21 protein-coding genes and 1 tRNA gene are annotated in these 26253 nt (G+C 52.9%); 14 read left to right on the top strand and 8 right to left on the bottom strand.

Annotation, left to right across the window (positions count from 1 at the left end):
• Positions 1-336 precede the first annotated feature (336 nt).
• From DBY90_RS05580 to DBY90_RS13555, 6 genes are all read left to right on the top strand, one after another.
• Positions 337-1311: an ABC transporter permease gene (locus DBY90_RS05580; RefSeq protein WP_107986735.1), complete on the top strand. Its 975-nt coding sequence runs from the start codon at positions 337-339 to the stop codon at positions 1309-1311.
• Positions 1301-2299, top strand: a complete 999-nt coding sequence (locus DBY90_RS05585) for an iron chelate uptake ABC transporter family permease subunit (RefSeq protein WP_094113433.1) — start codon at positions 1301-1303, stop codon at positions 2297-2299. Before DBY90_RS05580 ends, DBY90_RS05585 begins: the two co-directional genes overlap by 11 nt.
• Positions 2300-2459: 160 nt before the next feature.
• Positions 2460-4325 carry an acyltransferase family protein gene (locus tag DBY90_RS05590; protein ID WP_107986714.1) on the top strand — a complete coding sequence of 622 codons (1866 nt, stop codon included), beginning with the start codon at positions 2460-2462 and terminating at the stop codon, positions 4323-4325.
• A gap of 58 nt (positions 4326-4383) precedes the next feature.
• A complete protein-coding gene (locus DBY90_RS05595; RefSeq protein ID WP_070491319.1) occupies positions 4384-5007 on the top strand; it encodes an FmdE family protein in 624 nt (207 codons plus the stop codon).
• 72 nt (positions 5008-5079) lie between these two features.
• Entirely contained in the window at positions 5080-5838 is a 759-nt protein-coding gene (locus DBY90_RS05600; protein ID WP_070491317.1) for an iron ABC transporter ATP-binding protein, read from the top strand.
• Between the two features lie 393 nt (positions 5839-6231).
• Positions 6232-6459, top strand: coding sequence for a hypothetical protein (locus tag DBY90_RS13555; protein ID WP_070491333.1), 228 nt, complete (start codon positions 6232-6234; stop codon positions 6457-6459).
• A gap of 198 nt (positions 6460-6657) precedes the next feature.
• Here DBY90_RS13555 and queA read toward each other — a convergent pair whose 3' ends face one another.
• Positions 6658-7701, bottom strand: a complete 1044-nt coding sequence (gene queA / locus DBY90_RS05610) for a tRNA preQ1(34) S-adenosylmethionine ribosyltransferase-isomerase QueA (protein ID WP_070491314.1) — start codon at positions 7699-7701, stop codon at positions 6658-6660.
• 284 nt (positions 7702-7985) lie between these two features.
• On the opposite strand from queA, the gene apbC reads away from it, so the two are divergent.
• Together apbC and DBY90_RS05625 are read left to right on the top strand one after the other, a co-directional pair.
• A complete protein-coding gene (gene apbC / locus DBY90_RS05620) occupies positions 7986-9065 on the top strand; it encodes an iron-sulfur cluster carrier protein ApbC (RefSeq protein WP_070491312.1) in 1080 nt (359 codons plus the stop codon).
• 170 nt (positions 9066-9235) lie between these two features.
• A tRNA-Lys gene (locus DBY90_RS05625) sits at positions 9236-9311 on the top strand.
• 368 nt (positions 9312-9679) lie between these two features.
• Here the strand turns inward: DBY90_RS05625 and DBY90_RS05635 are convergent.
• The 3 genes from DBY90_RS05635 to DBY90_RS05645 form a co-directional block, all read right to left on the bottom strand.
• Positions 9680-10483: a glycosyltransferase family 2 protein gene (locus tag DBY90_RS05635; RefSeq protein WP_070493501.1), complete on the bottom strand. Its 804-nt coding sequence runs from the start codon at positions 10481-10483 to the stop codon at positions 9680-9682.
• A 181-nt stretch (positions 10484-10664) separates the two neighbouring features.
• On the bottom strand, positions 10665-11858 hold the full coding sequence (locus tag DBY90_RS05640) for an amino acid aminotransferase (RefSeq protein WP_049228719.1): 1194 nt from the start codon (positions 11856-11858) through the stop codon (positions 10665-10667).
• Between the two features lie 103 nt (positions 11859-11961).
• Complete coding sequence (locus DBY90_RS05645; RefSeq protein WP_016687456.1) at positions 11962-12372, bottom strand: YqaA family protein; 411 nt, start codon at positions 12370-12372, stop codon at positions 11962-11964.
• A gap of 256 nt (positions 12373-12628) precedes the next feature.
• Between DBY90_RS05645 and DBY90_RS05650 the strand changes: the two genes are divergently transcribed.
• From DBY90_RS05650 to DBY90_RS05665, 3 genes are all read left to right on the top strand, one after another.
• Positions 12629-13852: a sugar MFS transporter gene (locus DBY90_RS05650; protein WP_049228713.1), complete on the top strand. Its 1224-nt coding sequence runs from the start codon at positions 12629-12631 to the stop codon at positions 13850-13852.
• Between the two features lie 385 nt (positions 13853-14237).
• Positions 14238-14861 (top strand): serine aminopeptidase domain-containing protein, encoded by a 624-nt coding sequence (locus DBY90_RS05660; RefSeq protein ID WP_049228714.1) that lies wholly within the window; start codon positions 14238-14240, stop codon positions 14859-14861.
• A gap of 258 nt (positions 14862-15119) precedes the next feature.
• Positions 15120-15920, top strand: coding sequence for a sulfite exporter TauE/SafE family protein (locus DBY90_RS05665; protein WP_070492485.1), 801 nt, complete (start codon positions 15120-15122; stop codon positions 15918-15920).
• Positions 15921-16020: 100 nt separating this feature from the next.
• Here the strand turns inward: DBY90_RS05665 and wrbA are convergent, their stop codons facing one another.
• Positions 16021-16623, bottom strand: coding sequence for an NAD(P)H:quinone oxidoreductase (gene wrbA, locus DBY90_RS05670; protein ID WP_070493782.1), 603 nt, complete (start codon positions 16621-16623; stop codon positions 16021-16023).
• Positions 16624-16758: 135 nt separating this feature from the next.
• On the opposite strand from wrbA, the gene DBY90_RS05675 reads away from it, so the two are divergent.
• Positions 16759-17991 carry a YihY family inner membrane protein gene (locus tag DBY90_RS05675; RefSeq protein ID WP_107986719.1) on the top strand — a complete coding sequence of 411 codons (1233 nt, stop codon included), beginning with the start codon at positions 16759-16761 and terminating at the stop codon, positions 17989-17991.
• 95 nt (positions 17992-18086) lie between these two features.
• A complete protein-coding gene (locus tag DBY90_RS05680) occupies positions 18087-19862 on the top strand; it encodes an extracellular solute-binding protein (protein WP_070493789.1) in 1776 nt (591 codons plus the stop codon).
• Between the two features lie 1468 nt (positions 19863-21330).
• On the opposite strand, the gene DBY90_RS05700 is transcribed toward DBY90_RS05680, so the two are convergent.
• Positions 21331-22146 carry an alpha/beta hydrolase gene (locus DBY90_RS05700; RefSeq protein WP_070493814.1) on the bottom strand — a complete coding sequence of 272 codons (816 nt, stop codon included), beginning with the start codon at positions 22144-22146 and terminating at the stop codon, positions 21331-21333.
• Between DBY90_RS05700 and DBY90_RS13135 the strand changes: the two genes are divergently transcribed.
• Positions 22145-22285 carry a hypothetical protein gene (locus DBY90_RS13135; RefSeq protein WP_192831526.1) on the top strand — a complete coding sequence of 47 codons (141 nt, stop codon included), beginning with the start codon at positions 22145-22147 and terminating at the stop codon, positions 22283-22285. The two genes, DBY90_RS05700 and DBY90_RS13135, sit on opposite strands and share 2 nt — an antisense overlap.
• 240 nt (positions 22286-22525) lie before the next feature.
• Here DBY90_RS13135 and DBY90_RS05705 read toward each other — a convergent pair whose 3' ends face one another.
• Entirely contained in the window at positions 22526-24676 is a 2151-nt protein-coding gene (locus tag DBY90_RS05705; protein ID WP_049229037.1) for a TonB-dependent siderophore receptor, read from the bottom strand.
• A 170-nt stretch (positions 24677-24846) separates the two neighbouring features.
• Entirely contained in the window at positions 24847-26178 is a 1332-nt protein-coding gene (locus DBY90_RS05710; RefSeq protein ID WP_049229036.1) for an MFS transporter, read from the bottom strand.
• Positions 26179-26253 lie beyond the last annotated feature (75 nt).

The following is a 26253-nucleotide window of genomic DNA, read 5'->3' on the forward strand; positions in this document are numbered from 1 at the left end:
AATGGGATTCTATGCCGGCAAACTTTGTTTTTATCAAGAATGGTTATTATTCGAATAAATATTGTCTCTTTTTGTGGTAAATGTTATCGTTAGCACGATTTTCGGTTTGTGTCAGAATTTTATTAAAGTGTTGCCTGATTTATTTTCAGACGACCTTGATTGCCATAACCGCAATTTTGTCCCTTGCCATATCCTGAAAGGATGGGGTATTTAGGATGAGATTGTTTTAAAAGACGCCGAAATTCAAAGTGTCCCCTCATGTTGAAAGAGGGGAAGATGCATTACATTGCCGAATATGGCTATTACCATGTTTTAAATATTTCACATTTTCCCCTTATGTACGTCAAACCTTTATCTTTAAATTTAATCAACTGCTTTGTGCTGGTGGTGCTGTTTGTCGTCAGCCTGTCGGTGGGCGTCGGTGATTTCCGCTGGGCGGATGTGTTTCGCTGGACTTTGTCTGACAGCACCGAATTGATGCTGGTCAGCCGCCTGCCGCGCACGTTTGCGATTGTGCTGACGGGGGCGTCGATGGCGGTGGCGGGGATGATTATGCAGATTTTGATGCGCAACCGTTTTGTTGAGCCGTCTATGGTGGGCGCGAGCCAGAGCGCGGCCTTGGGTGTGTTGGTGATGACGCTGGTGTTTCCGGCTGCCGGGCTGACGGCAAAAATGTCGGTGGCGGCTGCGGCGGCGTTGGCGGGGATGTTGGTGTTTATGATGCTGATACGCCGTTTGCCGCCGACGGCGCAGTTGATGGTGCCGCTGGTGGGGATTATTTTCGGCGGCGTTATCGAGGCGGTGGCGACTTTTATCGCGTATGAGTTTGAGATGATGCAGATGTTGAGCGTGTGGCAGCAGGGCGATTTTTCGGGCGTGCTGTTGGGGCGTTACGAATTGCTGTGGCTGACGGGCGGCTTGGCGTTGGCGGCGTATTTGATTGCCGATCAGCTGACGATTTTGGGCTTGGGCGAGACGGTGAGCGTGAATTTGGGTCTGAACCGGACTGCGGTGTTGTGGGTAGGTTTGGTGATTGTCGCGCTGATTACGTCGCTGGTGTTGGTAACGGTCGGCAATATTCCGTTTATCGGGCTGGTCGTGCCGAACATCATCAGCCGCCTGATGGGTGATAAGCTGCGCCAAAGCCTGCCTGCGGTGGCTTTGCTCGGCGCGTCGTTGGTGCTTTTGTGCGATATTTTGGGGCGCGTGATTGTGTTCCCGTTTGAGATTCCGGTTTCAACCGTGTTCGGTGTGTTGGGTACGGTGTTGTTCTTGTGGATTTTGTTGAGGAAGCCTGCCCATGTCGTCTGAAAACAAGCGTAGTGCGCTTCGCTCAAACAAGGTTGCGTTTATGCAGGGTTCTTCTCGTCCGCTGTGGGCGGCGTTCGTCTTGCTGTTGGCGTGTTGTACGTTATTCCTGACTTTGAACATACAAGGCGATTGGGATTTTGTGTTGCAACTGCGGCTGACTAAACTGGCAGCTTTGCTGTTGGTGGCGTACGCGGTCGGGGTTTCGACCCAGCTTTTCCAAACGCTGACGAACAACCCGATCCTTACGCCTTCGATTTTGGGCTTCGATTCGCTGTATGTGTTTTTGCAAACACTTTTGCTGTTTGCCTTGGGCGGGGTAGGCTATACGTCGCTGCCGCTGACGGGCAAGTTCGGCTTTGAACTGGTGATGATGATGGGCGGCTCACTGCTTTTGTTTTACACACTCATCCGGCAGGGCGGACGCGATTTGTCGCGCATGATTTTGATCGGCGTGATTTTCGGCATTTTGTTCCGCAGCCTCTCTTCGCTGCTGACGCGCATGATTGATCCGGAGGAATTTACGGCGGCGCAGGCGAATATGTTTGCGAACTTCAATACGGTTCACAGCGAGCTTTTGGGTGTAGGCGCGCTGATTCTGCTGGCGAGCGTGGTGGCGGTCTGGCGAGAACGGCACCGTCTGGACGTCCATCTTTTGGGGCGCGACCAAACGATTAATTTGGGCATAAACTACACGCGCAATACTTTGTGGCTGCTGCTTTGGATTGCCGCGCTGGTGGCGACGGCGACGGCGGTGGTCGGACCGGTCAGCTTCTTTGGCCTGCTGGCTGCCGCGCTTGCCAACCATTTTGCCCCGAGCGTGCGCCATAGCGTGCGGCTGCCGATGACGGTGTGCGTCGGCGGTATTTTGTTGGTCGGCGGGCAAACCGTGTTCGAACACCTGCTTGGTATGAAGGCGGTGTTGAGCGTAGTGGTTGAATTTGCCGGCGGGCTGGTGTTTTTATATTTGGTGTTGAAACGCAAGCGCTAGGTCGTCTGAAAACTTTTTGAGCCTGAATTCAGGTGGTAAGTCATCATCTCTAGACTGTATTTTGATTTTTTATGCTCTTTAAATTTAATAGGGGCGTGAAACTAAATATTGAGTTTATACTCATAGTAAACATCACTTGAATTATTATCAGGTATGAGTTATGAGTAAAGTGTTGAAATACCGTCCTGATTTGGACGGGATACGGGCATTGGCCGTTTTATCCGTCATCGTATTTCATATCGATCCCCAATGGCTGCCGGGCGGTTTCTTGGGCGTGGATATGTTTTTCGTGTTGTCGGGCTATTTGATTACGACCATTATCAGCCGCGAGATTCGCGACGGCAGCTTTTCGTTTCTCGAGTTTTACAAACGCCGCGCCAAACGTATCTTGCCCGTCTTTGCCTGCGTATTGCTTTGTACGACGGTCGTTGCCGCTGTCTTCTTCTTGTCTTTCGATTTGCGCCAATACGTTAAATCCGCCGTCTTCGCCTTGCTGTTTGCCGCCAATCTGTTTTTTGCGCGCCGCGGCGGTTATTTTGATGCGGATGCGACAGAAAAGCCGTTGCAGCACATTTGGTCGCTGTCGTTGGAAGAACAGTTTTACTTTATCTTCCCCGCGTTGCTGATTTTGTTTTTCCGTATCAGCAAACGGCGCAATGTGCGGACGTTTATCCTTTTGCTGATTGTCATCAGCCTGTTTTCCGCGCTGTTGCCGACGCTGGGAATGGAAGCGTATTTCCTGCCGCACGTACGCGCTTATGAACTGTTGGTCGGTTCGCTTTTTGCATTTATCCCGCCCGCCGAACAAAACGACAAAGCCAGTACGCCGCTATTCGGATGGCTGATGATGGCGGTCATCGCCGTGACGCTGGTGCTGCCCTACGGCGTCCTGCCTGGTGCGGGAAACATCGAACGGCTGCTTTGCTGTACGGCGGTCGGCGGTTTGATTTACTCGGGCAAATCATTGCAGATGCAGGAAGGTTTCAATACGTCCAAATTGTTGAGCCTCAAGCCTGTGGTGTTTATCGGGTTGATTTCGTATTCGCTGTATTTGTGGCACTGGGTGGTGTTGGCGATGATGCGTTACATCTATATGGACGCGCAGCTTCCGCTCGCCGCATCGGCACTGGCTGTCATCATCATGCTGCTGTTATCGGTGTTGTCTTATTATTTTGTGGAGACACCGGCGCGGAAGGTAAAGAATTTTACGACGGCGAAATTCAAATGGACTATGGCGGCTTATTTCGCGCTGCTGATTCCCGCGACAGCCTACCTGATGACCGCCAAACCCGCCGCGTTTGAAACCACCTTGTACCAGGCTGATGAAAGCAAAATCTGCGCGGACACGCTGACCAAAACCGACTGTGCCGTCGGTACGGCAAACAAAAAGCCTGAAGTTTTGGTCATCGGCGACTCACATGCCGCCCATTTAAGCCCGTTTCTCGACATTGTCGGCAAAAAAGAAGGCTGGTCAGCGGACGTCATTACGTCCAACAGCTGCGCCACCGCGTTCGGATTTACCCTGCCCGACAGCGACCGCCGCGCCGACCGCTGCAATCCGTATAACAGTTTTATCGAACAAAAAACCAAAGACTATCCTGTCATCATCATTTCGCAACGTTGGTTCCTCCATACCGCCAAACCGGAATTTTTGGAAAGGTTCAACACAATGCTGGAGGATTTGGTGAAGGCGGGCAAGAAAGTGTACGTTTTGGCCGATACGCCTATGGACGGACAGCTGCCGTTGCGGCGTTATTACCTGAGACAAAATCTCGGCATCGACATCCATTATGTTTCAGAGGGTAAAAAGGCAGAAATCCGCGATTCCGCCAAGTCGGAAGACGAAGTAGAAAAAATCGTGAAGCAGCACAGAAGCGTACAATGGGTGGACTTTATGCAGTACATCCCCGCGGACAAACTCATAGACGGGCTGCCGGTGTACTTCGATACCAACCACCTCAACCCGTTCGGTTCAAGTAAAATTGCCGAAATGTTTATCAACGATAAACGCACCCTGTTGAAATAAGCACAAAGGTCGTCTGAAAACAGATTCAGACGACCTCTTTAAAGTAAAAGGATACCGTATGACTCAAGAACACTTCCCCGAATTTTTCGAGCAAGCCCCGACGCTGACCGTCCAAGACGCGCTCGCCGAATTTCTCGGCGCGGCAGAGGAGGGCATCATGCAGTATCGCTACGCCGATGCCGTCCGCCTGTGCGGACACTCCTGTCCCACCGTCGCAGGCGCGTACCTCATGACGCTTAAAGGCCTGAAAGCACTTTACGGCAACGACCTGCCGCAGCGCGGTGGAATCGAAGCCGCCATGCAGGGTGCGCGCGACGAAGGCACGGTCGGAGTCACCGCATCCGTTGTCCAACTCTTAACCGGCGCCGCTCCCGAAACCGGCTTCGGCGGTATCGGTCCACAAGGACGCTTTGCCCGTCGAAATCTATTGAGTTTCGATGCCGACATTGAAGGCACGCTGACACTGCGCCGCAAAGACAACGGCAAAACCGTCGCCGTCAGCCTCAATGCCGCCATGCAGCTCTTCGCCCCCGAAATGCGCGACATCATGCCCAAAGCCGTCAGCGGCACCGCCACCACAGAAGAACTCAAACGCTTCGGCGAACTCTGGCAGGCGCGTGTCAAAGCCTTTTTGATTGATTTGGCAGACGATCCCCAATTCGTCATCGTTCGCGAAATCTAAAGCATACAGTTTCAGACGACCTCCCATGTTTGGAGGTCGTCTGAAAAAACAAATCCACACATCAAACTCATCATGATTACCATCCGCAACGTCAGCTTCCACATCGGCGGCAACCCCATTCTTAACAACGTCAGCCTCGACATCCCCGAAGGCGGCATTACCGCGCTCATCGGTCCCAACGGCGCAGGCAAATCCACGCTCCTCTCCTTCATGGCGCGCCTCCGCCCGCTGGAGCAAGGCAGCATCAGCTACGCCGGCAAAGATGTTTCCACCACGCCTACCGCCGAGCTGGCAAAAACGCTCTCCATCCTGACCCAAGAAAACAGCGTCATGAGCCGAATCACAGTTCGCGACCTGCTCATGTTCGGGCGTTATCCCTACCACCAAGGCAGACCGACCCCCGAAGACCTCGCCATCGTCGAAAACGCACTTTCCGAGTTCAAACTGGACAGCTTCGCCAACCGCTACCTGACCGAACTCTCCGGCGGACAACGCCAACGCGCCATGATTGCCATGGTCTTCTGCCAAAGCACCGATTACGTCCTCTTGGACGAACCGCTGAACAACCTCGATATGTACCACGCCCGCGCGCTCATGCAGCTGCTCCAACGGCTGACCCGCGAACACAAACGCACTACCGTCGTCGTCCTGCACGACATCAACCAAGCCGCCGCCTACGCCGACCACGTCATCGCCATGAAAAACGGACAAGTCGCTATGACCGGCACGCCGAACGACATTTTTACCGCTGAAAATATTAAAGATTTGTTTGATATGGATGTGGACGTATTGGACTATCAGGGCAAGAAACTGGTTGTCCATCACGTTTGAGGTGCGGATGCGAAAAGGTCGTCTGAAAAGTTTTCAGACGACCTTTCATCATCAACTCCAACGTAACCCCGTTTTCAGACGACATCAAGCTGCGGCTGAATGTATAGTGGATTAAATTTAAATCAGGACAAGGAGACGAAGCCGCAGACAGTACAAATAGTACGGCAAGGCGAGGCAACGCCGTACTGGTTTAAATTTAATCCACTATAAAGCGTGTTTGATGGGGAATAAGTATGGATGAGTCGGGAAAACTTTAGAACGCATCGGCAAGAATGAATCTTTGTTATTGAAAAACCTACCGGCAGGCTTCAATCAGGAAAAACATGAAGCAGCAAAGGAATGGATTTATCGTTGGCAGCGTTGGACCATTTTGGAAATGGTGTGAGGTATTCTATGAACAACTGGAAGCAGTTTATATTTTTTGTAATATTGGTCATAGCTTGTTATCAATTTCTATATTTCTTATCTGATATATTCCTTCTCGGCTATATCAATAAATACAGTTGGAATTTGAATTTTATTCAGGGGACTTTGAATTTTCTTTCAATATTTCTTCCCTATGTTTTTGTTAGACGAATTTTCAGGAAAGCCAATCAAGAAAAGGAAGATGCAAATAATTGAAGTTCGACTTCATGAATTAAAGCCGGTTTCATATTGAACCGGGAGACTGATGGCGAACCGAAATAATAAGGTTCCTGCCGTTATTCCCGCGCGGGCGGGAATCCATAGGAAATTTTACGAAATAAGCGTTTAAAAACCGTTGCCGGATTCAAAAGCAAATTTCCAGGGCGGGAAGGGCGGCAGGAGGAGCAGTATCTTTTAATCCTCGATGTCCGTTTCTCTCCGCCCCAAAACCATCGCGTCCCCGTAGCTGAAAAAACGGTATTCATGTTCGACCGCATGGCGGTACACCGCGCGGATGTGTTCCATGCCTGAAAACGCGCTGACGAGCATCAGAAGCGTGGATTTGGGCAGGTGGAAATTGGTAATCAGGCGGTCGATGACGCGGAAGCGGTAGCCCGGCGTGATGAAAATATCCGTGTCGCCCTGTCCCGCTTTCAGACGACTTGTCTCGCGCGCGGCGGATTCGAGGGCGCGCATGGAAGTGGTGCCGACTGCCCAAACTTTGTTTCCGCGCGCATGGGCGGCTTCGATGGCGGCGACGGTTTCGGGCGGTACGTCAAACCATTCGCTGTGCATTTTGTGTTCTTCGATTTTGTCCACGCGCACGGGCTGGAACGTTCCCGCACCGACGTGCAGGGTGACTTCCGCCGTTTCCACGCCTTTGGCTTTCAGACGACCTAAAAGCTCGTCTGTAAAGTGCAAACCTGCCGTCGGCGCCGCGACCGCGCCCTGATGTTTGGCATAGACGGTTTGATAGCGCGTATCGTCATCTGCGCCGGCAGCGCGTTCGATATAGGGCGGCAGCGGCAAATGACCGTTTTGCTCCAGCAGCTCGTAAACGGTTTGTTCGCCTTCAAAGCGCAGGCAGAACAGTTCGTCCGCACGCTCCACCATGACGGCACAAATATCGCCTTCGAAAATCAGCTTCGTGCCGGGTTTGGGCGATTTGGACGAGCGGATGTGCGCCAGCGCGGTGTGGTTGTCCAAAACGCGCTCTATTAAGGCCTCGATTTTTCCGCCGCTCTCTTTTTGCCCGAACAGCCGCGCTTTCATGACTTTGGTGTTGTTGAACACCAAAACGTCGCCCGCCTCAATATAATCAGGCAAATCGCCGAATACGCGGTCTTGCAGCGGCATATCGGGCAGCGCGACCAAAAGGCGGCTGCTGCCGCGCACTTCGGGTGGGTGCTGGGCAATTAATCGGTCGGGCAGGGTGAAATCGAAATCGGAAATGTCCATAATCTTAATTTTGATGCTTACAAATGTTGTCAGGCGGTCATTATACGCATTTCCCCGCGGGCTTGGCGTTTCATGCGAAAGGTCGTCTGAAACGCCAAGCCCGCAATATAGTGGATTAACTTTAAATCAGGACAAGGCGACGAAGCCGCAGACAGTACAGATAGTACGGCAAGGCGAGGCAACGCCGTACTGGTTTAAAGTTAATCCACTATATTTTGCGTCCGAACAAGGCAATACGGTATCATTCGTTCTGTTTCAAACGCCACCGCATCAGAGAGAACAACATGAATATCCCCGCCATTTCCGCCGCAATCGAAGCAGTAAAAATCCCCGGCACCGAACGCACGCTCGGCAGCGAAAAAGCCGTCAAACTGTTGGCAGAACGTTCCGACGGCCTCCATATCGGACTGAAATTCGGATTCCCCGTCGGGCATATCGCCGCCGAAATCGCCAACAGCCTGCAAGAAGCCGTCATCGGCATCACGCGCGATGCGCATATCCACCTCAGCATTGACACTGAAATCACAACACACAAAGTACAGCCCGGCGTTGCCACCATCAAAGGCGTCAAAAATATCATTGCCGTTGCATCCGGTAAAGGCGGTGTCGGCAAATCCACCACCACCGCCAATCTCGCCACCGCTATGGCACGCATGGGCGCGCGCGTGGGCGTGCTGGATGCCGACCTCTACGGCCCCAGCCAGCCGACCATGTTGGGCGTGCAAGACCGCAAACCCGACCAACAAAACCAAAAACTGGTTCCCGTCGAAGCCGACAGCGGCATCCAAGTGATGTCCATCGGCTTTTTGGTCGATACCGACCAAGCCGTCGTTTGGCGCGGTCCGATGGTAAGCCAAGCCTTGCAGCAGTTGATGTTCCAAAGCGAGTGGGACGAAGTGGACTACCTTTTCATCGACCTGCCGCCGGGCACAGGCGACATCCAACTTACCCTGTCGCAAAAAATCCCTGTAACCGGCTCGGTCGTCGTTACCACACCGCAAGACATCGCCCTGATTGACGCACGCAAAGCAGTCGATATGTTCCACAAAGTCAATATCCCGATTTTCGGTGTACTGGAAAACATGTCGGTACATATCTGCTCCAACTGCGGTCACGCCGAAGCTATTTTTGGTTCTGAAGGCGGTAAAAACTTAGCAGGTCGCCTGAATGTCCCGCTGCTTGGACAGCTCCCATTAAGCCTGCCCGTGCGCGAAGCAATGGACGGTGGCGCGGCGAAACGGTTGTTTGACGACCATCCTGCCATTGCCAAAATCTACACCGATGCAGCCTTCCAAATCGCTCTGACCATTGCAGACAAAGGCAAAGATTTCAGCAGCCGTTTCCCCAAAATCGTAGTGGAATAACGGGCAGAGGTCGTCTGAAAGCTCTTCAAACGGTTTCAGACGACCTTGTGGTGCTGAAGATTATGCTAAAGCGAATAATTGGAAAATCAAATATTTAAAGATTTAATCTTGTTGTTTTGAGAAAATTGCTTGACACGAAAAGTCTCGCCTTCTATAATGCGCAGCTTATCGGGTCGTTAGCTCAGTCGGTAGAGCAGCGGACTTTTAATCCGTTGGTCGAGCGTTCGAATCGCTCACGACCCACCAAATTTAAAAAGCCTGGACAAATGTCCGGGCTTTTTTATTTGCCGGTATGTTTTGAGATTGTTACAGCCTTGCCCGTTAGATTTTTGATACGGGTTTGTTTGTTAGTCGTCCTATGATCACGAAACTGGTTCGGTTGATTAGCCGATTCAGAATTTGATTGATATAGTGGATTAACTTTAAATCAGGACAAGGCGACGAAGCCGCAGACAGTACAGATAGTACAGCAAGGCGGGGCAACGCCGTACTGGTTTAAAGTTAATCCACTATAAATATAGAAAAGGTCGTCTGAAAACAAAATTTCAGACGACCTTTTTTGCTGCAAGCGATGTGATGCAAGCGGTCGGGCAGGGCTTTGCGCTTATGCCCGCTTATTCGTACTTGGGGTAGAGCGGCATGGTGCCGGCTTCTTCGAAGGTCGAGTGTGCTTTGACTTCTTGGAGGCGGCGGCCGATGCGGCGGGTGACGGCTTCGGCTTCGTTTTGGTGGTCTATGGTCAGGCCGGGAACGGTTTTGCCGAAAAGTTCAGCATCGAGCAGACGCTCGGCGTGAATGCCGGGGCGGTAGTTGTGTCTGACGGCGGGATCGCGTTCTTCAAAGAGGTAACCGACGACGCTGTTGCGGGTCAGTGCAATGCCGAGTGCGGCATCTTCGCCGCCGAAGATTCGGAAGAGTTCGTCTTGCGGAAAGCCGCCGCAGGCGAGAAAGATGCTGCGTCGGAATACGGTGTTGCCGCCGCCGGTCATTTGCAGCCTTTCCCATGCGGTGGGGAATTGCGGGTGGTTGAGGTAGTGTTCGGGAAAGCCGATCGGGCGTAGTTTGAGGCGGACCAGGCTGAGGTAGGAATAGGCTTCCAAACCGAGGTAGGCGGCGTTGAGGACGTTGTTTTCATATACGTCGTCGGCGTCGAGGAAGGCGATGAAATCGGCTTGGCTTTGCATGGCGCCCCAGTTGCGGGCTTTGGCTGCGCCTCCGTTTTCGAGCATGTATTCGCAGCGGACTTTGGGATGGATGGCGGCGAGGTCGCTCATGATGAGGCGTGTGTCGTCGAAGGAGGCATCGTCAACCAGCCAGACGTTTTCGACGGCGGGTTGGGAGACGGCGCTCTCGACAGCCGCTTGAAGGGTGGCGGCGGAGTTGTAGCAGGGGATGATGACGTCTAGTGTGGGTCTCATAATGTGATGCTTTTGGGCGTGTATTGATGTTGAAAGGCTTCTGTGGGCGATGCGGAGGCAGCGGGGTGGTGTTGAAATTCGGGGATAAGCCGAAAGAGTGTTGCGTTAAATGGTGGGAAAGGTCGTCTGAAAACCTGAAGCCTAGGTTTTCAGACGACCTTTTGGTATTGCCTGATGCGGATTACAACACTTTCACGATGCTTTCGCACAGATAGTCAATGTTGTCATCGGTAATACCGGCTACGTTGATGCGGCCGGAGCGCACGGCGTAGATGGCGAACTCGTTTTTCAGGCGGTCGACTTGTTCGGGCGTGAGACCGCTGAAGGAGAACATGCCGTTTTGTTCGATGATGAAGTCGAAGTCTTGATTTGCGCCTTTGGCTTTGAGCAGTTCGACGAATTTTTGGCGCATGGCTTTGATGCGGCCGCGCATTTCGTCGAGTTCGGCAATCCATTGTGCTTTCAAATCCGCGTCTTTCAATACGAGGGCGATGGTGTTCGCGCCGTGGGAGGCGGGGTTGGAGTAGAGGGTGCGGATGATGGTTTTTACTTGGCTGTGGGCGCGGGCGGCGGTGGCTTCGTCTTCTGCGACTAGGGTAAATGCGCCGACGCGTTCGTTGTACATGCCGAAGTTTTTGGAATAGGAGCTGGCGATGAGCAATTCTTTGTTGTATTTCAAGAAGGTGCGCAAGCCGTATGCGTCTTCTTCGAGGCCGTTGCCGAAGCCTTGGTAGGCGAAGTCAAACAGGGGCAACCAGCCTTTTTCGGCAGAAAGTTTGGCGAGGGTTTCCCATTGTTCGGGCGTGGGGTCGATGCCGGTGGGGTTGTGGCAGCAGCCGTGCAAGAGGACGACGTCGCCTTTTTGCGCTTGGCCGAGGTCTTCAATCATGCCGTCCCAGTCCAAGCCGTGTTTGGCGGCGTCGTAGTAACGGTAGGGCTTGTCTTGGATGCCGACGGCTTTGAAGATGGCGTTGTGGTTGGGCCATGTGGGGTTGGAAATCCAGACGGTTTGCGCGTTCAACTGGCGTTTGGCGAACTCGGCGGCAATACGCAATGCGCCTGTGCCGCCGAGGCTTTGGGCGGTTTTGGCGCGGCGGCTGGCGACGATTTCGTGGTCTGCGCCAAAGAGGAGGATTTGGGTTTGTTCGTTGTAGTCGGCAACGCCGTCGATGGTGAGGTAGTTTTTGGTGGTTTCGCTCTCGAGCAGGCGTTTTTCGGCTTCTTTGACGGCTTTGACGATGGGTGTCGCGCCGGATGCGTCTTTATATACGCCGATGCCGAGGTTGACTTTTTCGGGACGGGTTTCGGCTTTGAATGCTTCGCCCAAGCCTAAGATGGGATCTGCGGGGGCGGCTTCGATGTGATTGAAGAACATGATTTCTCGCTTTGCAAAAATGAAGGGACGGGATATTTCCTTTGGGATTTTACGCTGTTTCAGGTCGTCTGAAAATGAATGCGGCAGGTTTTGTCGCAACGGGCTACATCATGCCTTTGATACCGGCGAGGATGATGCCGTAGCGCAGGATTTTTCCGGTCAGGAGCATGAGTGCGGAGGTGTAGGGGTTGAGCCTGAGCCAGCCTGCGGCAATGGGCAGCGCGTCGCCGATAACGGGCAGCCAGGCAAACAAAAGGGGCAGGGTTCCCCAACGTTGGAGTAGGCGCAGGGTCTTTTCAGACGACCTTTTCTTAGACGGAATCAGCCGCCCCATCCAATAGGAAACCATGCTGCCCAAGCCGTTTGCCAGTCCGGCGCACAACCACGCGCCGTATGCCTGTTCGGGATAGTTGTAGATAAACGCGGCGAAGGCGGCTTCGGATGTGCCCGGTAGGATGGTGGCGGAGGTAAAGGCAGAGGCGGCAAGTCCGAGATAGGCGTAAATGAGGGGCATGGCGGAGAAGTTTGCGTCAGGTCAAAGGTCGTCTGAAATAAGATTTTAAGTCGTTTGCGGGCGGGTTTTTTGTAAAATTTGGACGGATTCTGTCTATAAAATGCTTTATCGGACAGAATCTTGCTGAAACTCGATGTAGTCGGCGTGTTTTCAGTGTTTGCAAGAATGACAAAAGCCAGTATGATTCAGCCCGTTATTAACGGATATTAACTGTTTGTACGGTCAATTCCAATAAATCTAAATCGAAAGGCAAATCATGTCTACGCCATCACAACAAAACCATAATTCCGCGCTGGTCGTCCTGACCACGCTCTTCTTCATGATGGGTTTCATCACCTGCATGAACGACATCTTGATTCCGCATCTGAAAGAAATTTTCGATCTGACTTATGTTCAGGCGATGCTGATTCAGTTCTGCTTCTTTACCGCCTATGCCATCATGTCGATTCCGATGGGGCATCTCGTCGGTAAAATCGGCTATAAAAACGGCGTAATCGGCGGCTTCTTGCTGACCGCCGTCGGATGCTTGCTGTTTTATCCTGCTGCGGGCAGCCACTCTTACCCGACTTTCTTGGGCGCGCTCTTCATTCTTGCTTCGGGTGTCACCCTGTTGCAGGTTGCGGGTAACCCGTATGTAACTCTGTTGGCGAAACCGGGCAAAGAATCCGCTACGCTGACTTTGGTGCAGGCGTTCAACTCATTGGGTACGACGATTGCCCCGCAAATCGGCGCGTTCCTGATTCTAGCGGATGCGACGCAGGCAGTCAGCAAAGCCGAACAGATTTCCTCCGTTCAAATTCCTTATTTGGGTCTGGCAGGTCTGTTGATCATCCTTGCCGTCTTCGTGAAAATGATCCGCCTGCCTGACGCGCGTAAAATCGCCGAAGCAGAAAGCGAACACAACCACGACGGCAAACACAGCGTGTGGCAATACAAACACCTCGTTCTCGGTGCGGCAGGTATTTTCTGCTATGTCGGTGCCGAAGTATCCATCGGCTCGCTGATGGTTAACGTCTTGGGCTTCCTGAAAGGATTGGATCACGCTTCTGCCGCGCAATACCTGTCGTTCTACTGGGGTGGTGCCATGGTCGGACGCTTCCTCGGCTCGGCAGTTATGGCGAAAATCGCGCCCAACCGCTACCTTGCCTTCAACGCCACTATCGCTGTTGTCCTGCTCATCATCGCCATGATGACCGGTAAAGGCAATGCCGACGTCGCTATGTGGGCGCTGCTTGCCATCGGCTTCTTCAACTCCATCATGTTCCCGACCATCTTCTCGCTGGCGACCAAAAACCTTGGTAAATTCACCAATGCCGCTTCTGGCGTACTTTGTACTGCCATCGTCGGCGGTGCGATTGTTCCGGTCGTACAAGGTTGGGCGGTCGATACTTACAGCCTGATGTCGTCTTTTGTCGTATCAGCCGTGTGCTACCTCTACATTGTCTTCTTTGCCGTCAAAGGTTATAAAGCCGACGAGTGAGCATTGTCTGAACAGAAGGTCGTCTGAAAACTTGGAAATCAGGTTTTCAGACGACCTTTTTTCTTTGGGACGGACTTTTATAGTGGATTAACTTTAAATCAGGACAAGGCGACGAAGCCGCAGACAGTACAGATAGTACGGAACCGATTCACTTGGTGCTTCAGCACCTTAGAGAATCGTTCTCTTTGAGCTAAGGCGAGGCAACGCCGTACTGGTTTAAAGTTAATCCACTATAAACCTGATCCGATCAAACCAAGGTCGTCTGAAAATACGGCAACAGATTTTAACCGGAGCTTAAGCCCGTTTTCAAAAGACAAAACGCGCCTGCAATACGGCATGACTTACTTATGGCATAATGCTTACCGCAAAAATACAGGAGGTCTTCATGTCGAAAATCATCTTATTACACGGACTGCATATGCACTCTTGGGTGATGAAGCCTTTAGCGGATATGTTGGAGAAACAAGGCTTTGACGTTGCCCTGTTCGGTTATTACAGCGTCTGGCACACCATGCAGCAGCACACGCAGGCGTTGGCAGAGTTTGTTGAAAAACACGAGACGGGCGAGCCTCTGCATTTTGCCGGACACAGTCTGGGCGGGCTGGTATTGCGCCACTTTGCCGCCGCCCATCCTAAAAAAATTACCGGACGCATCGTTACCTTCGGCACGCCGCATCAAGGCAGCCGGGCGGCGCAAAGGGTATTCCGGCTCGGATTGAAAACCCCCGTACTCGGCGGCGCGTATCGCGATGCGCTCGACGGCGGCACGCCCGATTTGCCCGAACATATCGAACTGGGCAGTATCGCCGGCAACAAACCGCTCGGGCTGGGGCGCGTCTTGGGTTTGCACGGCGAACACGACGGCACGGTTTTGGTCAGTGAAACCCGCTGCCCGAATATGCGCGACCACGTTATCTTGCCCGTCAGCCACAGCGGTATGCTGTTCAAACACATTACCGCCGAGCAAACCGCAACATTTTTGCGCGAAGGGCGGTTTAATCATGGTTAAAAAGACAGAAATGATTTGGGCTTAAAAATAATGGAAAGGTCGTCTGAAAACTTGGAAATCAGGTTTTCAGACGACCTTTTTGCAGATGAATTCGCTTGAGCCGATTAACTAATTCATGGTTTATTTTTACGAAAATAAATAGTGTTGACAATTTTTATGGTGATCATTAAGGTACGGATACTTTGATTTGAAGTTTTAAACAGTCCTGCGTGTTGCTGCATACAAAAATTTAAAATCTAATTAAGAGGAAACAAATCCATGGAACAATTATTTATTCCGGGCAGCATTATTGCTGATTATTTTTATCTTGGTCTTTTCCTATTGGTTGCCGCGTCTTTAATTGCGGGCTACGTTGATGCTATTGCGGGAGGAGCCGGGCTGATTTTGATTCCTGCATTTTTGATGGTCGGCTTGCCGCCGCAGGTCGCGTTGGCGCAGGAAAAATTGGTGAGCACCATCGGTACGGTGGCTGCGATTAAAAACTTTATGAAAAGCAGTTCGATTGTATGGCGTATTGTGCCGGTCGGCATCGTTGCGGCTTTAATCGGGGCGTTTGTCGGGGCGAAAGTCATTCTGATTCTGCCGGTGGAAACCATCAATTACATCATTCTTGCGTTTTTACCCATAGGCTTGCTGGCAACTTTGTTCAAAGGCGTTTTGCTGAAAAAAGGCGATGATCGCGGCGAGATAAAAAAATCTGCCGTCGCCGTCTTTTTAACTTGTCTGATTGTTGGTTTTTATGATGGTTTTTTCGGACCGGGAACGGGCAGCATTTTCATCATCGCTTTGTTTGTCATTAATAAATTGTCGTTGTTGCAGGCTTCGGCTACTTCCAAGATTTTCAATTTTGCTTCCAATATCGGGGCATTCGTCGCTTTCTTGATAGCGGGGAAAATGGCGTTCTTAATCGGAATCCCGATGATTTTGGCAAATTTGTTGGGCAACCATTTCGGCAGCCTCCATGCTATCAATTCAGATGGGGAAATCATCCGTAAGGTTTTGGTGGTAACGGTTTTGCTGATTATTGCTTCGATGGCATATAAGGCTTTTTCGGCTTGACGGGCAGTTGTTGATAAAAGGTCGTCTGAAAACTTGGGAATCAGGTTTTCAGACGACCTTTTTAGCTTGTGGCAGATTGGTTTGCTAAGCTACCCGCGCCTTATGCCAACTTGACGGCGAGTTCTGCCAGCCGTTTGCCTTGTGCGAAGGCGATGTCGTTTTCTTCGGCGGTCAGGACGGGTTTGCTGTCGTGTCCGGCGACGTGGGACGCGCCGTAGGGGGTGCCGCCGCTTTGGGTGCTGCTGAGGGCGGATTCGGTGTAGGGGATGCCGCTGATGATCATGCCGTGATGCAGGAGGGGGAGCATCATGGTGAGGAGGGTGGTTTCTTGTCCGCCGTGTTGAGAGGAGGTGCTGGTGAAGACGGTGGCGGGTTTGCCGGCGAGTTCTGCGCCAAGCCACAGGGGGATGGTGCCGTCGATGAAGTATTTCATGGCGGCTGCCATGTTGCCGAAGCGGGTGGGGCTGCCTAGGGCAAGGGCGGCGCAGGTTTTGAGGTCTTCGGCGGTGGCGTAGGGTGCGCCGCTGTCGGGGATGTCTTTTTCGACGGCTTCGCAGACGGTGGAGACTTTGGGGACGGTGCGCAATACGGCTTCGCAGCCTGCAACGCTTTCGATGCCGCGTGCGATTTGGCGGGCGAGGTTGAGGGTGCTGCCGTTTTGGGAGTAGTAGAGGACGAGGATTTTGAGGGGATTTGGGTTCATTTGGGTATTCCGTTACAATGGGGTTGGTTGAAAATCGGTGTTTGGCTGTTGAAGCTGTGTTTTCAGACGACGTGGTGTGTGCTGCGGCGTTTTCTGTTTTTTTATTTTTAATTGGTTATTTTTTCGGGAAAGATTATGCCGTTTTTAAAGTGGTGGCAAGGTTTGTTGGGTAGTAAGGTGTTTGCGTTTGCGTGGTTTGTGGTCCGGCGTTTTGATGAGGAGCGTGTGCCGCAGGCGGCGTCGAGTATGACGTTTACGACGCTTCTGGCTTTGGTGCCGGTGTTGACGGTTATGGTGGCGGTCGCTTCGATTTTTCCTGTGTTCGACCGTTGGTCGGACTCTTTTGTTGCGTTCGTCAATCAGACTATTGTGCCGCAGGGTGCGGACATGGTGTTTGATTATATCAATGCGTTTCGCGATCAGGCGGGAAAGTTGACGGCGATCGGTAGTGTGATGCTGGTGGTGACGTCGCTGATGCTGATTCGGACGATTGACAATACGTTTAACCGGATTTGGCGGGTCAATACGCAGCGGCCTTGGATGATGCAGTTTTTGGTGTATTGGGCGTTGCTGACGTTTGGGCCGCTGTCTTTGGGCGTGGGGATTTCTTTTATGGTCGGGTCGGTGCAGGATTCTGCGCTGGCTTCGTTTGCGCCGCAATGGGTTGTGGGGGTACTGCAAACCTTAGGTACGCTGTTTTTTGCCACGCTTTTGCTGTGGGGGCTGTACCGTTTTGTGCCCAACCGCTTCGTGCCTGCGCGTCATGCGTTTATCGGGGCTTTGGTCACGGCGTTTTGCTTGGAGACGGCGCGTTTCCTGTTTGCTTGGTATATGGGCAATTTCGACGGCTACCGCTCGATTTACGGGGCGTTTGCCGCCGTGCCGTTTTTCTTGGTGTGGCTGAATTTGCTGTGGACGCTGGTGTTGGGCGGCGCGGTGCTGACTTCGTCGCTGTCTTATTGGCAGGGCGATGCGTTCCGCAGGGGCTTCGATGCGCGCGGGCGGTTTGACGATGTGTTGAAAATCCTGCTGCTTTTAGATGCGGCGCAAAAAGAGGGTAAAGCCTTGCCTGTTCAGGAGTTCAGACGACATATCAACATGGGCTACGATGAATTGGGCGAGCTTCTGGAAAAGCTGGCGCGGCACGGTTATATCTACAACGGCCGTCAGGGCTGGGTGTTGAAAACGGGGGCGGATTCGATTGAGTTGAGCGAACTCTTCAAGCTCTTTGTTTACCGTCCGTCGCCTTTGGGAAGGGACCATGTGAACCAAGCCGTCGATGCGGTGATGACGCCGTGTTTGCAGACTTTGAACATGACGCTAGCGGAGTTTGACGCGCAGGCGAAAAACCGGCAGCAGTCTTCTTGAGTATGTTTGAAACGGATAAAAGGTCGTCTGAAAACGGTTTTCAGACGACCTTTTGCTATAATCGGGCTTCATTGTCCCGTTCGGTTTGGAAACTCATGAAAACGCTCGTCCTGCTGTTACTTTCCTTCTCCACGACCACCGCTTTTGCCGCATACGGTTTAGGTTTGGGGCAGGAGCCGAAATATCCCGCCGACTTTCGCGCCTACGAATACGTCAATCCCGACGCGCCCAAAGGCGGCGTGTTTTCCCTGCCGATGCAGGGCGGTTTTGATACGTTCAACCCGTTTACCCTCAAAGGCGACAAAGAAGCCGGCGTCCTCATGCTGACCGTGGACAAGCTCACGGACAACAGTTGGGACGAGCCTTTCTCCATGTACGGGCTGCTGGCGGAAGACTTCTCACTTGCCGAAGACGGGCTGTCGGCAACATTCAAGCTCAACCCGAAAGCCAAATTTCACAACGGCGATCCCGTCCTCGCTAAAGACGTCGTCGCTTCCTTCCGCCTGCTTACCCAAGACAAAGCCGCCAATCCCTCCTACCGCATATACTGGAGCGATGTTGCCAAAGTAGAAACGCCCGACGACAGGACAGTCGTTTTCCGCTTCAAACAGCGCAATGCCGAATTACACATGGTCTTGGGGCAACTGCCTGTATTTTCACATAAAAGCTATCCCGAAGGGCTGGAAAAAGGCGCAAACAAAATGCCCATCGGCTCGGGTCCATACCGCTTCGTCAAAGCAGACATCGGGCGCATGAGCGAATACGCGCGCGACAAAAACTACTGGGCGCAAAACCTCCCGACCCGCAAAGGCAGATATAACTTCGACACCGTCCGCTTCAAATATTTCAAAGACAACAGCGTCCGCCTCGAAGGACTCAAAGCCGGACAATACGACTTCGTTTATGAAAACATCGCCCGAAACTGGGCGCGGGCTTATCCCGGCGAAATGCTCGCCAAACGCGGCTTGGGCAAATACGAATGGGTGCAACAAAGCAATGCCGGCATGCAGGGCTTTGTTATGAATATGCGCCGCGTCCCGTTCAACAACATCCTTGTGCGGCAGGCGATGGTCGAGAGCTTCGATTTTGAAAGCGTCAACGCCCGCATTTTCTACGGCGCATACCGCCGCAGCAACAGCTTCTTCACCAACAGCGAGATGGCGGCGACAGGCAAACCGCAAGGCGCGGAACTGAAACTGCTCCAGTCCCTCGGCAACACTCTCGATCCCGCCGTCCTGAACCAACCCGTCCCCGAACCGCCCCAAACCGACCCGAAGACAGGCATACGCCCCAACCTGCTCAAAGCCCGCGCCCTTTTAGAAAAAGCAGGTTACCGCTATAAAAACGGCAAACTGACCGACAGCCAAGGCAAACCCCTTACCTTCGAGTTCCTGACCGCATCCAAAAACTACGAACGCATTACCGCCAAATGGCAGCGCGACCTCGCCAAAATCGGCGTCACCATGAACATCCGCGTTACCGATCCCGCCTTATACCAAAGGCGGCTCAACGATTTCGACTTCGACATGACCATTACCGTCTATGCCAACAGCGAAAGCCCCGGCAACGAACAATACGATTATTTCGGCTGTGAAGCCGCCAAAATCCCCGGCAGCCAAAACCTCGCCGGCGTGTGCCGCCCCGAAGTCGAAAAATTGCTCAAACATTTCAGCAGCTTTACCAACCGCGAAGAACTGAAAACCACGGTTCAAGCACTAGACCGCACTATCCGCCACCAATACATCATCGTCCCCGCCTGGTACGCCGACCGCTACCGTGTCGTTTACCGCAATAACCTCGGCATCCCGCAACAACTGCCGAAATATTACGACCCGATATCTTTTCCGCTGAGTAGCGGGTGGTGGAAATAGGAGAAGCGGATAAAAGGTCGTCTGAAAACGGATACGGCAGCGACCGCAGCGTGGGTTCTACCCACGAAATAAACGCCAATTCGGCTGTTGTTTGATTTGGTTGTTGGATGATTGGGGTTGTCAGACGGTGGCTTTCGTGGGCAAAGCCCACGCTACTTCGGTTATCCCAAACCTGTTTTGATTGAATAACTGAGGTCGTCTGAAAACGAACATGAACGAGTTTCTCTAAAACCCGAATCTCAACGTTTTCAGACGACCCTATTTTTTACCTGCGACCTGCCCCCTCTCCCGTCCGGCGGGAGAGGGCTGGGGAGAGGGGGGCTCTACGATTTGCACGAATTTGATTTTATTATCTAAACCCACAAAACCACCCCCATCCTAACCTTCCCCCGTCGGACGGGGGAAGGGACAAAGTTGCCGTTGCAGCAATTGTAGCGTGGGCTTTGCCCACGAGATGAAAACCAAAAATGGATGCCCATTCGGCTGTTGTCTAATTTTGATTATTGAATGATAGATTTCGTGGGCAAAGCCCACGCTACTTGGGTTATCACAAATCTACCTTGATTGAATAACAGAGGTCGTCTGAAAACAAACGTGAACGAGTTTCTCTAAAACCCGAATCTCAAAGTTTTCAGACGACCTTATTTTTACCTGTGACCTACCCCCTCTCCCGTCCGGCGGGAGAGGGTTGGGGAGAGGGTGGCTCTGTGGGCTATACGAATTTAATTTGACCTAAACCCACAAAGCCACCCCCATCCTAACCTTCCCCCGCTAGACGGGGGAAGGGATAAGTTGCTGTTGCGGCAACGAGTAGAGTGGGCTTTGCCCACGAGATGAAAACCAAAATGAATGCCCATTCGGCCGTTGTCTAATTTTGATTCTTGAATGATAGATTTCGTGAGCAAAGCCCACGCTACTTGGGTTATCCCAAATCTACCTTGATTGAATAAACGAGGTCGTCTGAAAACAAACGTGAACGAGTTTCTCTAAAACCCGAATCTCAAAGTTTTCAGACGACCTCTTTTTTTACCTGTAACCTACCCCTCTCTCGTCTGGCGGGAGAGGGCTGGGGAGGGGGTGGTTCTGTGGGCTATACGAATTTAATTTGACCTAAATCCACAAAGCCACCCCCATCCTAACCTTCCCCCGCCAGACGAGGGAAGGGACAAAGTTGCCGTTACAGCAACGTGTAGCGTGGGCTTTGCCCACGATGTAAGACGGTAAATACACCTAGCAATCCGTAGTGTGGGTTCTACCCACGAAATAAATGCAAATTTGACTGTTGCTGAATTCGGGTTCTTAGACAATAGGTTCGTGGGCATAGCCCACGCTACCAAATTCGCTTATCCCAAGTTAATTGAATAAAACCCTTATAGATTCAAGAAAAAGGTTGTCTGAAAATCCCAAACCGCTATCACTCAAGCCGTATTCCTGTTTGTTGGGCATACGGCTTTTCGTTTCTGCCGGTTTATTTTTTCTGCCATGCTTGGCGGAGGTATTCGATGTGGTCGGGGAGGGCGTAGAAGGGGGTGTTGCCGTGGTTGGCGTTGGGGTAGAGGGTGAATTGTGCGTCTGCGCCGAGGTGTTGGAGGGTGCCGGTGAGCAGTTTGGCTTGGGCGACCATTTCCCTGCCGATTTGTTCGGGGCGGTTGTTGCGGCCTTCGTGTTCGCCGACGCTGATGCGGACGGCGGTGTCGGCGGGAAGGGCGGACGGGAGGAAGTCGAGGACGCGGCGGTTGTGCCACCAGACGGAGGGGGAGGCGAGCAGGTTGTGTTTGAAGCGGTCGGGGGCGGTGAAGAGGGAATAGAGTCCGAACAATGCGCCGAATGAGTGTCCGAACAGGGCTTGTTCTTTGGGGTTGACGGGGTATTTGGCGGCAAGGGCGGGGGCGAGTTCGCGGTCGAGGAAGGCGGCGAAGCGGTCGGCTTGTCCGTATTGGCGGTGGTCTGCTTCGGTGGCGGTTTCGGGCAGGGGCGGGGTGTAGTCGAGGGCGCGTCGGGTCAGGTCGCGGACTTCGCCGTTGGGGTAGCCGATGCTGACGATGAGGCAGGCGGCGCGGCTTCGGGTCATGGGGTTGATGAGCAGGGATTGTGCCATGCTGAGGGCGGCGGGAAAGAAGGCGTCGCCGTCGAGGATATGGAGGACGGGATAGCCTTGCGGGGGCGGGTTGCCGATAGCGGCGGTTTGGATGCGGTAGCTGCGGCCGGTGTGCTCGGAGCGGATGTGGGTTTCTTCGGCTTGCAGCAGGCGGGCGGCTTGCCAGTGGGTGGTACGTAAGGTCATGGCGGGTTCGGTTTGTGTGGGCTGGTTGTATGTTTTATTGGGTTTGGGGATGTTTCAGACGACCTATGGGCTGCGCCTGCTGTTTTTCTTTATGTATAGTGGATTAACTTTAAACCAGTACGGCGTTGCCTCGCCTTAGCTCAAAGAGAACGATTCTCTAAGGTGCTGAAGCACCAAGTGAATCGGTTCCGTACTATTTGTACTGTCTGCGGCTTCGTCGCCTTGTCCTGATTTTTGTTAATCCACTATAAAACATGAATGATAAAACCGGACAGGTGGTGTTCCCTGCCTGTCCGGTTTGGTCTCCGTAATATGTTGGCTTTCTGGTTTTTTGGTGGCGGTTTGTGTGCCTTTTGCTTTATCGGCTGCGGGTTTCCCGTTAGAAGTCGTAGCGGAGGTTTGCGGTCAGGCTGCGCTCCGAGCCGGGAATGTTGAAGGTGTTCGCGCTGCCGACGCGGGCGTAGTAGTGGCGGTTGAAGATGTTGTCGGCGTTGATTTGCAGCTTCAGCTTAGGCGTGAAGCGGTATGCCGCCATGGCGTCGAATGTGGCGTAGCCGCCTGCGCGCAAGCCTGCCGCCGAGGCGATGCTGCTCATTGCGTTCACGCCGCCGCCTAGGGTCAGCTTGGGTGTAACTTCGTAAGTTGTCCACAGGTTTGCGCTGTGTTTGGGCATCAGCAGGAAGATGCCGTCATCGCGGGGGTTGGCAGCGGTTTTGATTTGGCTGTGCAGATAGCTGTAACCTGCGTGGATTTGCCATTTCGGTGTAATCGCACCGCTGATTTCGGTCTCAACGCCTTCCATCACGCGTTTGCCCAATGCGGCGTAACGGGTGTTGCGGTTGTTCGGGTTCAGCGGTGCGGCGGCGTTTTTGTCTTTCAGGCGGTAGAGGGAGACGCGGGTGTTCAGGCGGTCGTCCATGTAGCTGCCTTTGTAGCCGACTTCAAACTGGTTGCCTTCGCGCGCTTTAAGCAGGTTGCCGTCGGTGCCGAGGCTGGTTTGCGGCGTGTAGAGCTGGGACATGCTCAGGTAGAGGCTGTTGTTGTCGTTCAGGTCGTAAACCGCGCCTGCGTAGCCGGTGAACTTGGTTTTGCTGGCTTTGTGCAACTCGTCGCCTTCGCCCGCTTCGATTTTGTAGTGTCCCAAACGCCAGCCGCCGATGAGCGACAGTCTGTCGACCGGATGGAAGACGGATTTGCCGTAAACGCCGAATTCGTCAAGGTTTTCAGTAGCGACGGTATGGCTGTAACCGCGCGCGCCTTTGCGCGCGTTGGCAATCAAATCAACCTGCGGTATGCTGCGGAACTCGTTTAAAGCCAGGCCACCGCGTGCATATAAAGTAGTACGACCTTGTTCGTTGGTGCTGCGCAAGCGGTTGTAGTCCGCGCCGACGACGAGTTCGTTGGCAGTATTGCCCAAGGCAAACGGACGGCTGTAACTTGCGTCAACTGCGAAGGCTTTTTGTTTGATTTCCGTACCCAAGCCCACCGCGCAGGCTTTGTCATCAGCCGTATTGCAGCCCGGGCGGCCTGCCGGGGTTTTCATGCCCAGCTTGCTGCCGGCAAAGGCATAGTTGGAATCCGCATCGCGGTCGGAATAGCGCATACCGATTTTGCCGTAGCCGCCGTCGTCGAAATAATGTTTCAAATCGGCGAACACGTCATGGCTGTTCATTTTGAATTTGTTCCAATCCGCGCCGACAAAGGTGTGGTTGGGCAGGGACAGCAAATTGCCGCTGCTGCCGACGGGCAAACCGTTGTACGGCGCGAGGTGGCGTTGCTGGTAGAGATAGCCTACGCCCAAAGTCGTGTCGGGATTGATGTCCCAATCCGCCGCCGCGTAGAAGGTTTCGTGGTGGTTGTTTTTCTCCGCCGGACGGGGAGACGCGCCCGAAGTTTGCGCCATCACACGGCCACGCACGCTGCCGTCGGCATTCAGACGACCTGAAACATCCGCCTCGGCTTTATATTGTTTGTGCATACCAAACCCTGCCGCCGCATGACCTTGGAACTCTTTGGTCGGGCGTTTGCGCACCAAATTCACAATACCGCCCATCTCGCCGCTGCTGTCAAACAAGCCGCTCGGCCCGCGCATCACTTCGACGCGGTCGAAAGCAAACAGGTTGGGCAGCGTGCCGTTGATGCTCTGCATCTGCGCAGGCAGGCCGTCGATGTTGTATTCGCTGTATTCGTAGCCGCGCGCATAAACCGACGAGCGTCCGTCGTCATTGCTCAACACGCGCAGACCCGGCGTTTTGCGTGCCAACTGGTCAAAGGTATCGACGTTGCGGTCTTTTACCTGTTGATTGGTAATGATGCTGACGGATTGCGGAATTTCGCGCAAAGAAGCAGGGATTTTTGTGCCGACGGTAGCGGCAAACGAGCTGTAATCGCCATTTTTCTCGGTGGCAATCGCGTTGTACGAACGCTGCCCCTTCACATGGACAGTATCCAGCTCGACCGTTTCAGCGGCAAATACAGTGGAAGATAAAGCGGCCACAACGGCGGCAGCGGTCAGATTGGGACGGAACATCAATTTCTCCGGTGTTACCTATAAATGATAATGGTTGTATTTTATATTTTTGATGTAGCTCGTTGTAGAAAAAAACTATCGTTTTCCCGACAATCTCTTGTGAATATGCGACAAGGTCGTCTGAAAACCTTAATTCCGGTTTTCAGACGACCTTGTCGCAACTGCCTGAATCAGCTTGCCGATTCTACGCCATAAGGTTTGTTTGACGTTTTGATGGTCAGAGTCAATACGGCGGCGATGGCGAGGAAGACGCCGGCGAAGGTCATGGCGTTGGACGGGTTTGCACCGAGGAAGGTGTCATAGATCCAACCGAAGGTAACGGTTTCAATCAGCATCGGAATCACAATCATCATGTTGACGATGCCCATATACACGCCGTAGCGTTCTTTCGGAATGGAGTGTACGACAATCATAAACGGTACGCCCATCATACTTGCCCAGCCGATACCGAAGCCGATCATCGGGGCGAACATCAGGTATTTGTTGGTGATGTGCGGGATGGTCAGGAGGGCGAGCGAAGCCAGGATAACGGCGAAGGCGTGGACATATTTCGCAGCATATTTACGCGCCATCCACATCAGTCCGAAGGCGGAAACGAAGGTTACGACGTTGTAAAAACCGTTGACCAAACCGGTCCATGCCACTGCCTGTTCATACGCGGCCGAGTCGGCAGATGTCGAACCCCAGACGGATTTGACGATACTGTGGGAGATATATTGCCAGTAGATGAAGAGGGCGTACCATTGGAAGAGGTAAACCGAGGCGAGCTGCCACAGTGGGGTGGGCATTTCCTTGATGGCTGTGCCGATGTCTTTGATGGCGTGGACGGGGCCGCTGGGTTGGGCTTTAATTGCCGCCATTTCTTCGGGAGAAGGTTCGTGTTCGGGCGTGGACAATACGGTTACTAAAACAGAGCCGATGGAGCAGACGGCGCCGATATAGAACGAGCCGAATACCCAGTAGGGGATACCTGCTTCAGAGGTTTGTTGCAGCCAGCCGATTTGTTGGAAGATGTAGAGCGATACGTTGGCAAGGGTAATGCCCAAGCCGGTGAACACGGACTGCATCAAAAAGCCGGTCGATTGTTGGTGTTCGGGGACGGTATCGGCGATGAAGGCGCGGAAGGGTTCCATGGCGGTGTTGTTGCTGATGTCCAAGAGCCACAGCAGCAATACGGCAACCCACAATGCGGTAACGTGCGGATAGATGAAGAGGCAGAGGCTGCAACCGATGGCACCGATTAAGAAATACGGGCGGCGGCGTCCCAAGCCGGGAATCCAGGTGCGGTCGCTCATGGCGCCGATAAGGGGCTGAATGAGCAAGCCGGTAATCGGACCTGCCATGTTCAGAATAGGCAGTTGGCCGGGGTCGGCATGTAAGAAACTGAAAATCGGGTTGATGGCGGTTTGCTGCAAACCGAAGCTGTATTGGATGCCGAAGAAGCCGAAGTTCATCAGCATAATCTGGCGAAGCGTCATCGCTACTTGTGGGGAAATCTTCATTTTGAAGCTACTCCTGGACTTTGTAAGAAGAAAACATGGAACAACAAACTGCGGGAAACACTGCATAGTTGAAGC

This window comes from Neisseria mucosa (genome assembly GCF_003044445.1).
In the GTDB taxonomy this organism is placed as follows: domain Bacteria; phylum Pseudomonadota; class Gammaproteobacteria; order Burkholderiales; family Neisseriaceae; genus Neisseria; species Neisseria mucosa_A.

Bases quoted from the DNA above. Each gene is read 5' to 3' on its own strand.
- DBY90_RS05580 (WP_107986735.1), top strand. From the start codon at position 337: ATGTACGTCAAACCTTTATCTTTAAATTTAATCAACTGCTTTGTGCTG.
- DBY90_RS05585 (WP_094113433.1), top strand. From the start codon at position 1,301: ATGTCGTCTGAAAACAAGCGTAGTGCGCTTCGCTCAAACAAGGTTGCG.
- DBY90_RS05590 (WP_107986714.1), top strand. From the start codon at position 2,460: ATGAGTAAAGTGTTGAAATACCGTCCTGATTTGGACGGGATACGGGCA.
- DBY90_RS05595 (WP_070491319.1), top strand. From the start codon at position 4,384: ATGACTCAAGAACACTTCCCCGAATTTTTCGAGCAAGCCCCGACGCTG.
- DBY90_RS05600 (WP_070491317.1), top strand. From the start codon at position 5,080: ATGATTACCATCCGCAACGTCAGCTTCCACATCGGCGGCAACCCCATT.
- DBY90_RS13555 (WP_070491333.1), top strand. From the start codon at position 6,232: ATGAACAACTGGAAGCAGTTTATATTTTTTGTAATATTGGTCATAGCT.
- queA (WP_070491314.1), bottom strand. From the start codon at position 7,701: ATGGACATTTCCGATTTCGATTTCACCCTGCCCGACCGATTAATTGCC.
- apbC (WP_070491312.1), top strand. From the start codon at position 7,986: ATGAATATCCCCGCCATTTCCGCCGCAATCGAAGCAGTAAAAATCCCC.
- DBY90_RS05635 (WP_070493501.1), bottom strand. From the start codon at position 10,483: ATGAGACCCACACTAGACGTCATCATCCCCTGCTACAACTCCGCCGCC.
- DBY90_RS05640 (WP_049228719.1), bottom strand. From the start codon at position 11,858: ATGTTCTTCAATCACATCGAAGCCGCCCCCGCAGATCCCATCTTAGGC.
- DBY90_RS05645 (WP_016687456.1), bottom strand. From the start codon at position 12,372: ATGCCCCTCATTTACGCCTATCTCGGACTTGCCGCCTCTGCCTTTACC.
- DBY90_RS05650 (WP_049228713.1), top strand. From the start codon at position 12,629: ATGTCTACGCCATCACAACAAAACCATAATTCCGCGCTGGTCGTCCTG.
- DBY90_RS05660 (WP_049228714.1), top strand. From the start codon at position 14,238: ATGTCGAAAATCATCTTATTACACGGACTGCATATGCACTCTTGGGTG.
- DBY90_RS05665 (WP_070492485.1), top strand. From the start codon at position 15,120: ATGGAACAATTATTTATTCCGGGCAGCATTATTGCTGATTATTTTTAT.
- wrbA (WP_070493782.1), bottom strand. From the start codon at position 16,623: ATGAACCCAAATCCCCTCAAAATCCTCGTCCTCTACTACTCCCAAAAC.
- DBY90_RS05675 (WP_107986719.1), top strand. From the start codon at position 16,759: ATGCCGTTTTTAAAGTGGTGGCAAGGTTTGTTGGGTAGTAAGGTGTTT.
- DBY90_RS05680 (WP_070493789.1), top strand. From the start codon at position 18,087: ATGAAAACGCTCGTCCTGCTGTTACTTTCCTTCTCCACGACCACCGCT.
- DBY90_RS13135 (WP_192831526.1), top strand. From the start codon at position 22,145: ATGGCGGGTTCGGTTTGTGTGGGCTGGTTGTATGTTTTATTGGGTTTG.
- DBY90_RS05700 (WP_070493814.1), bottom strand. From the start codon at position 22,146: ATGACCTTACGTACCACCCACTGGCAAGCCGCCCGCCTGCTGCAAGCC.
- DBY90_RS05705 (WP_049229037.1), bottom strand. From the start codon at position 24,676: ATGTTCCGTCCCAATCTGACCGCTGCCGCCGTTGTGGCCGCTTTATCT.
- DBY90_RS05710 (WP_049229036.1), bottom strand. From the start codon at position 26,178: ATGAAGATTTCCCCACAAGTAGCGATGACGCTTCGCCAGATTATGCTG.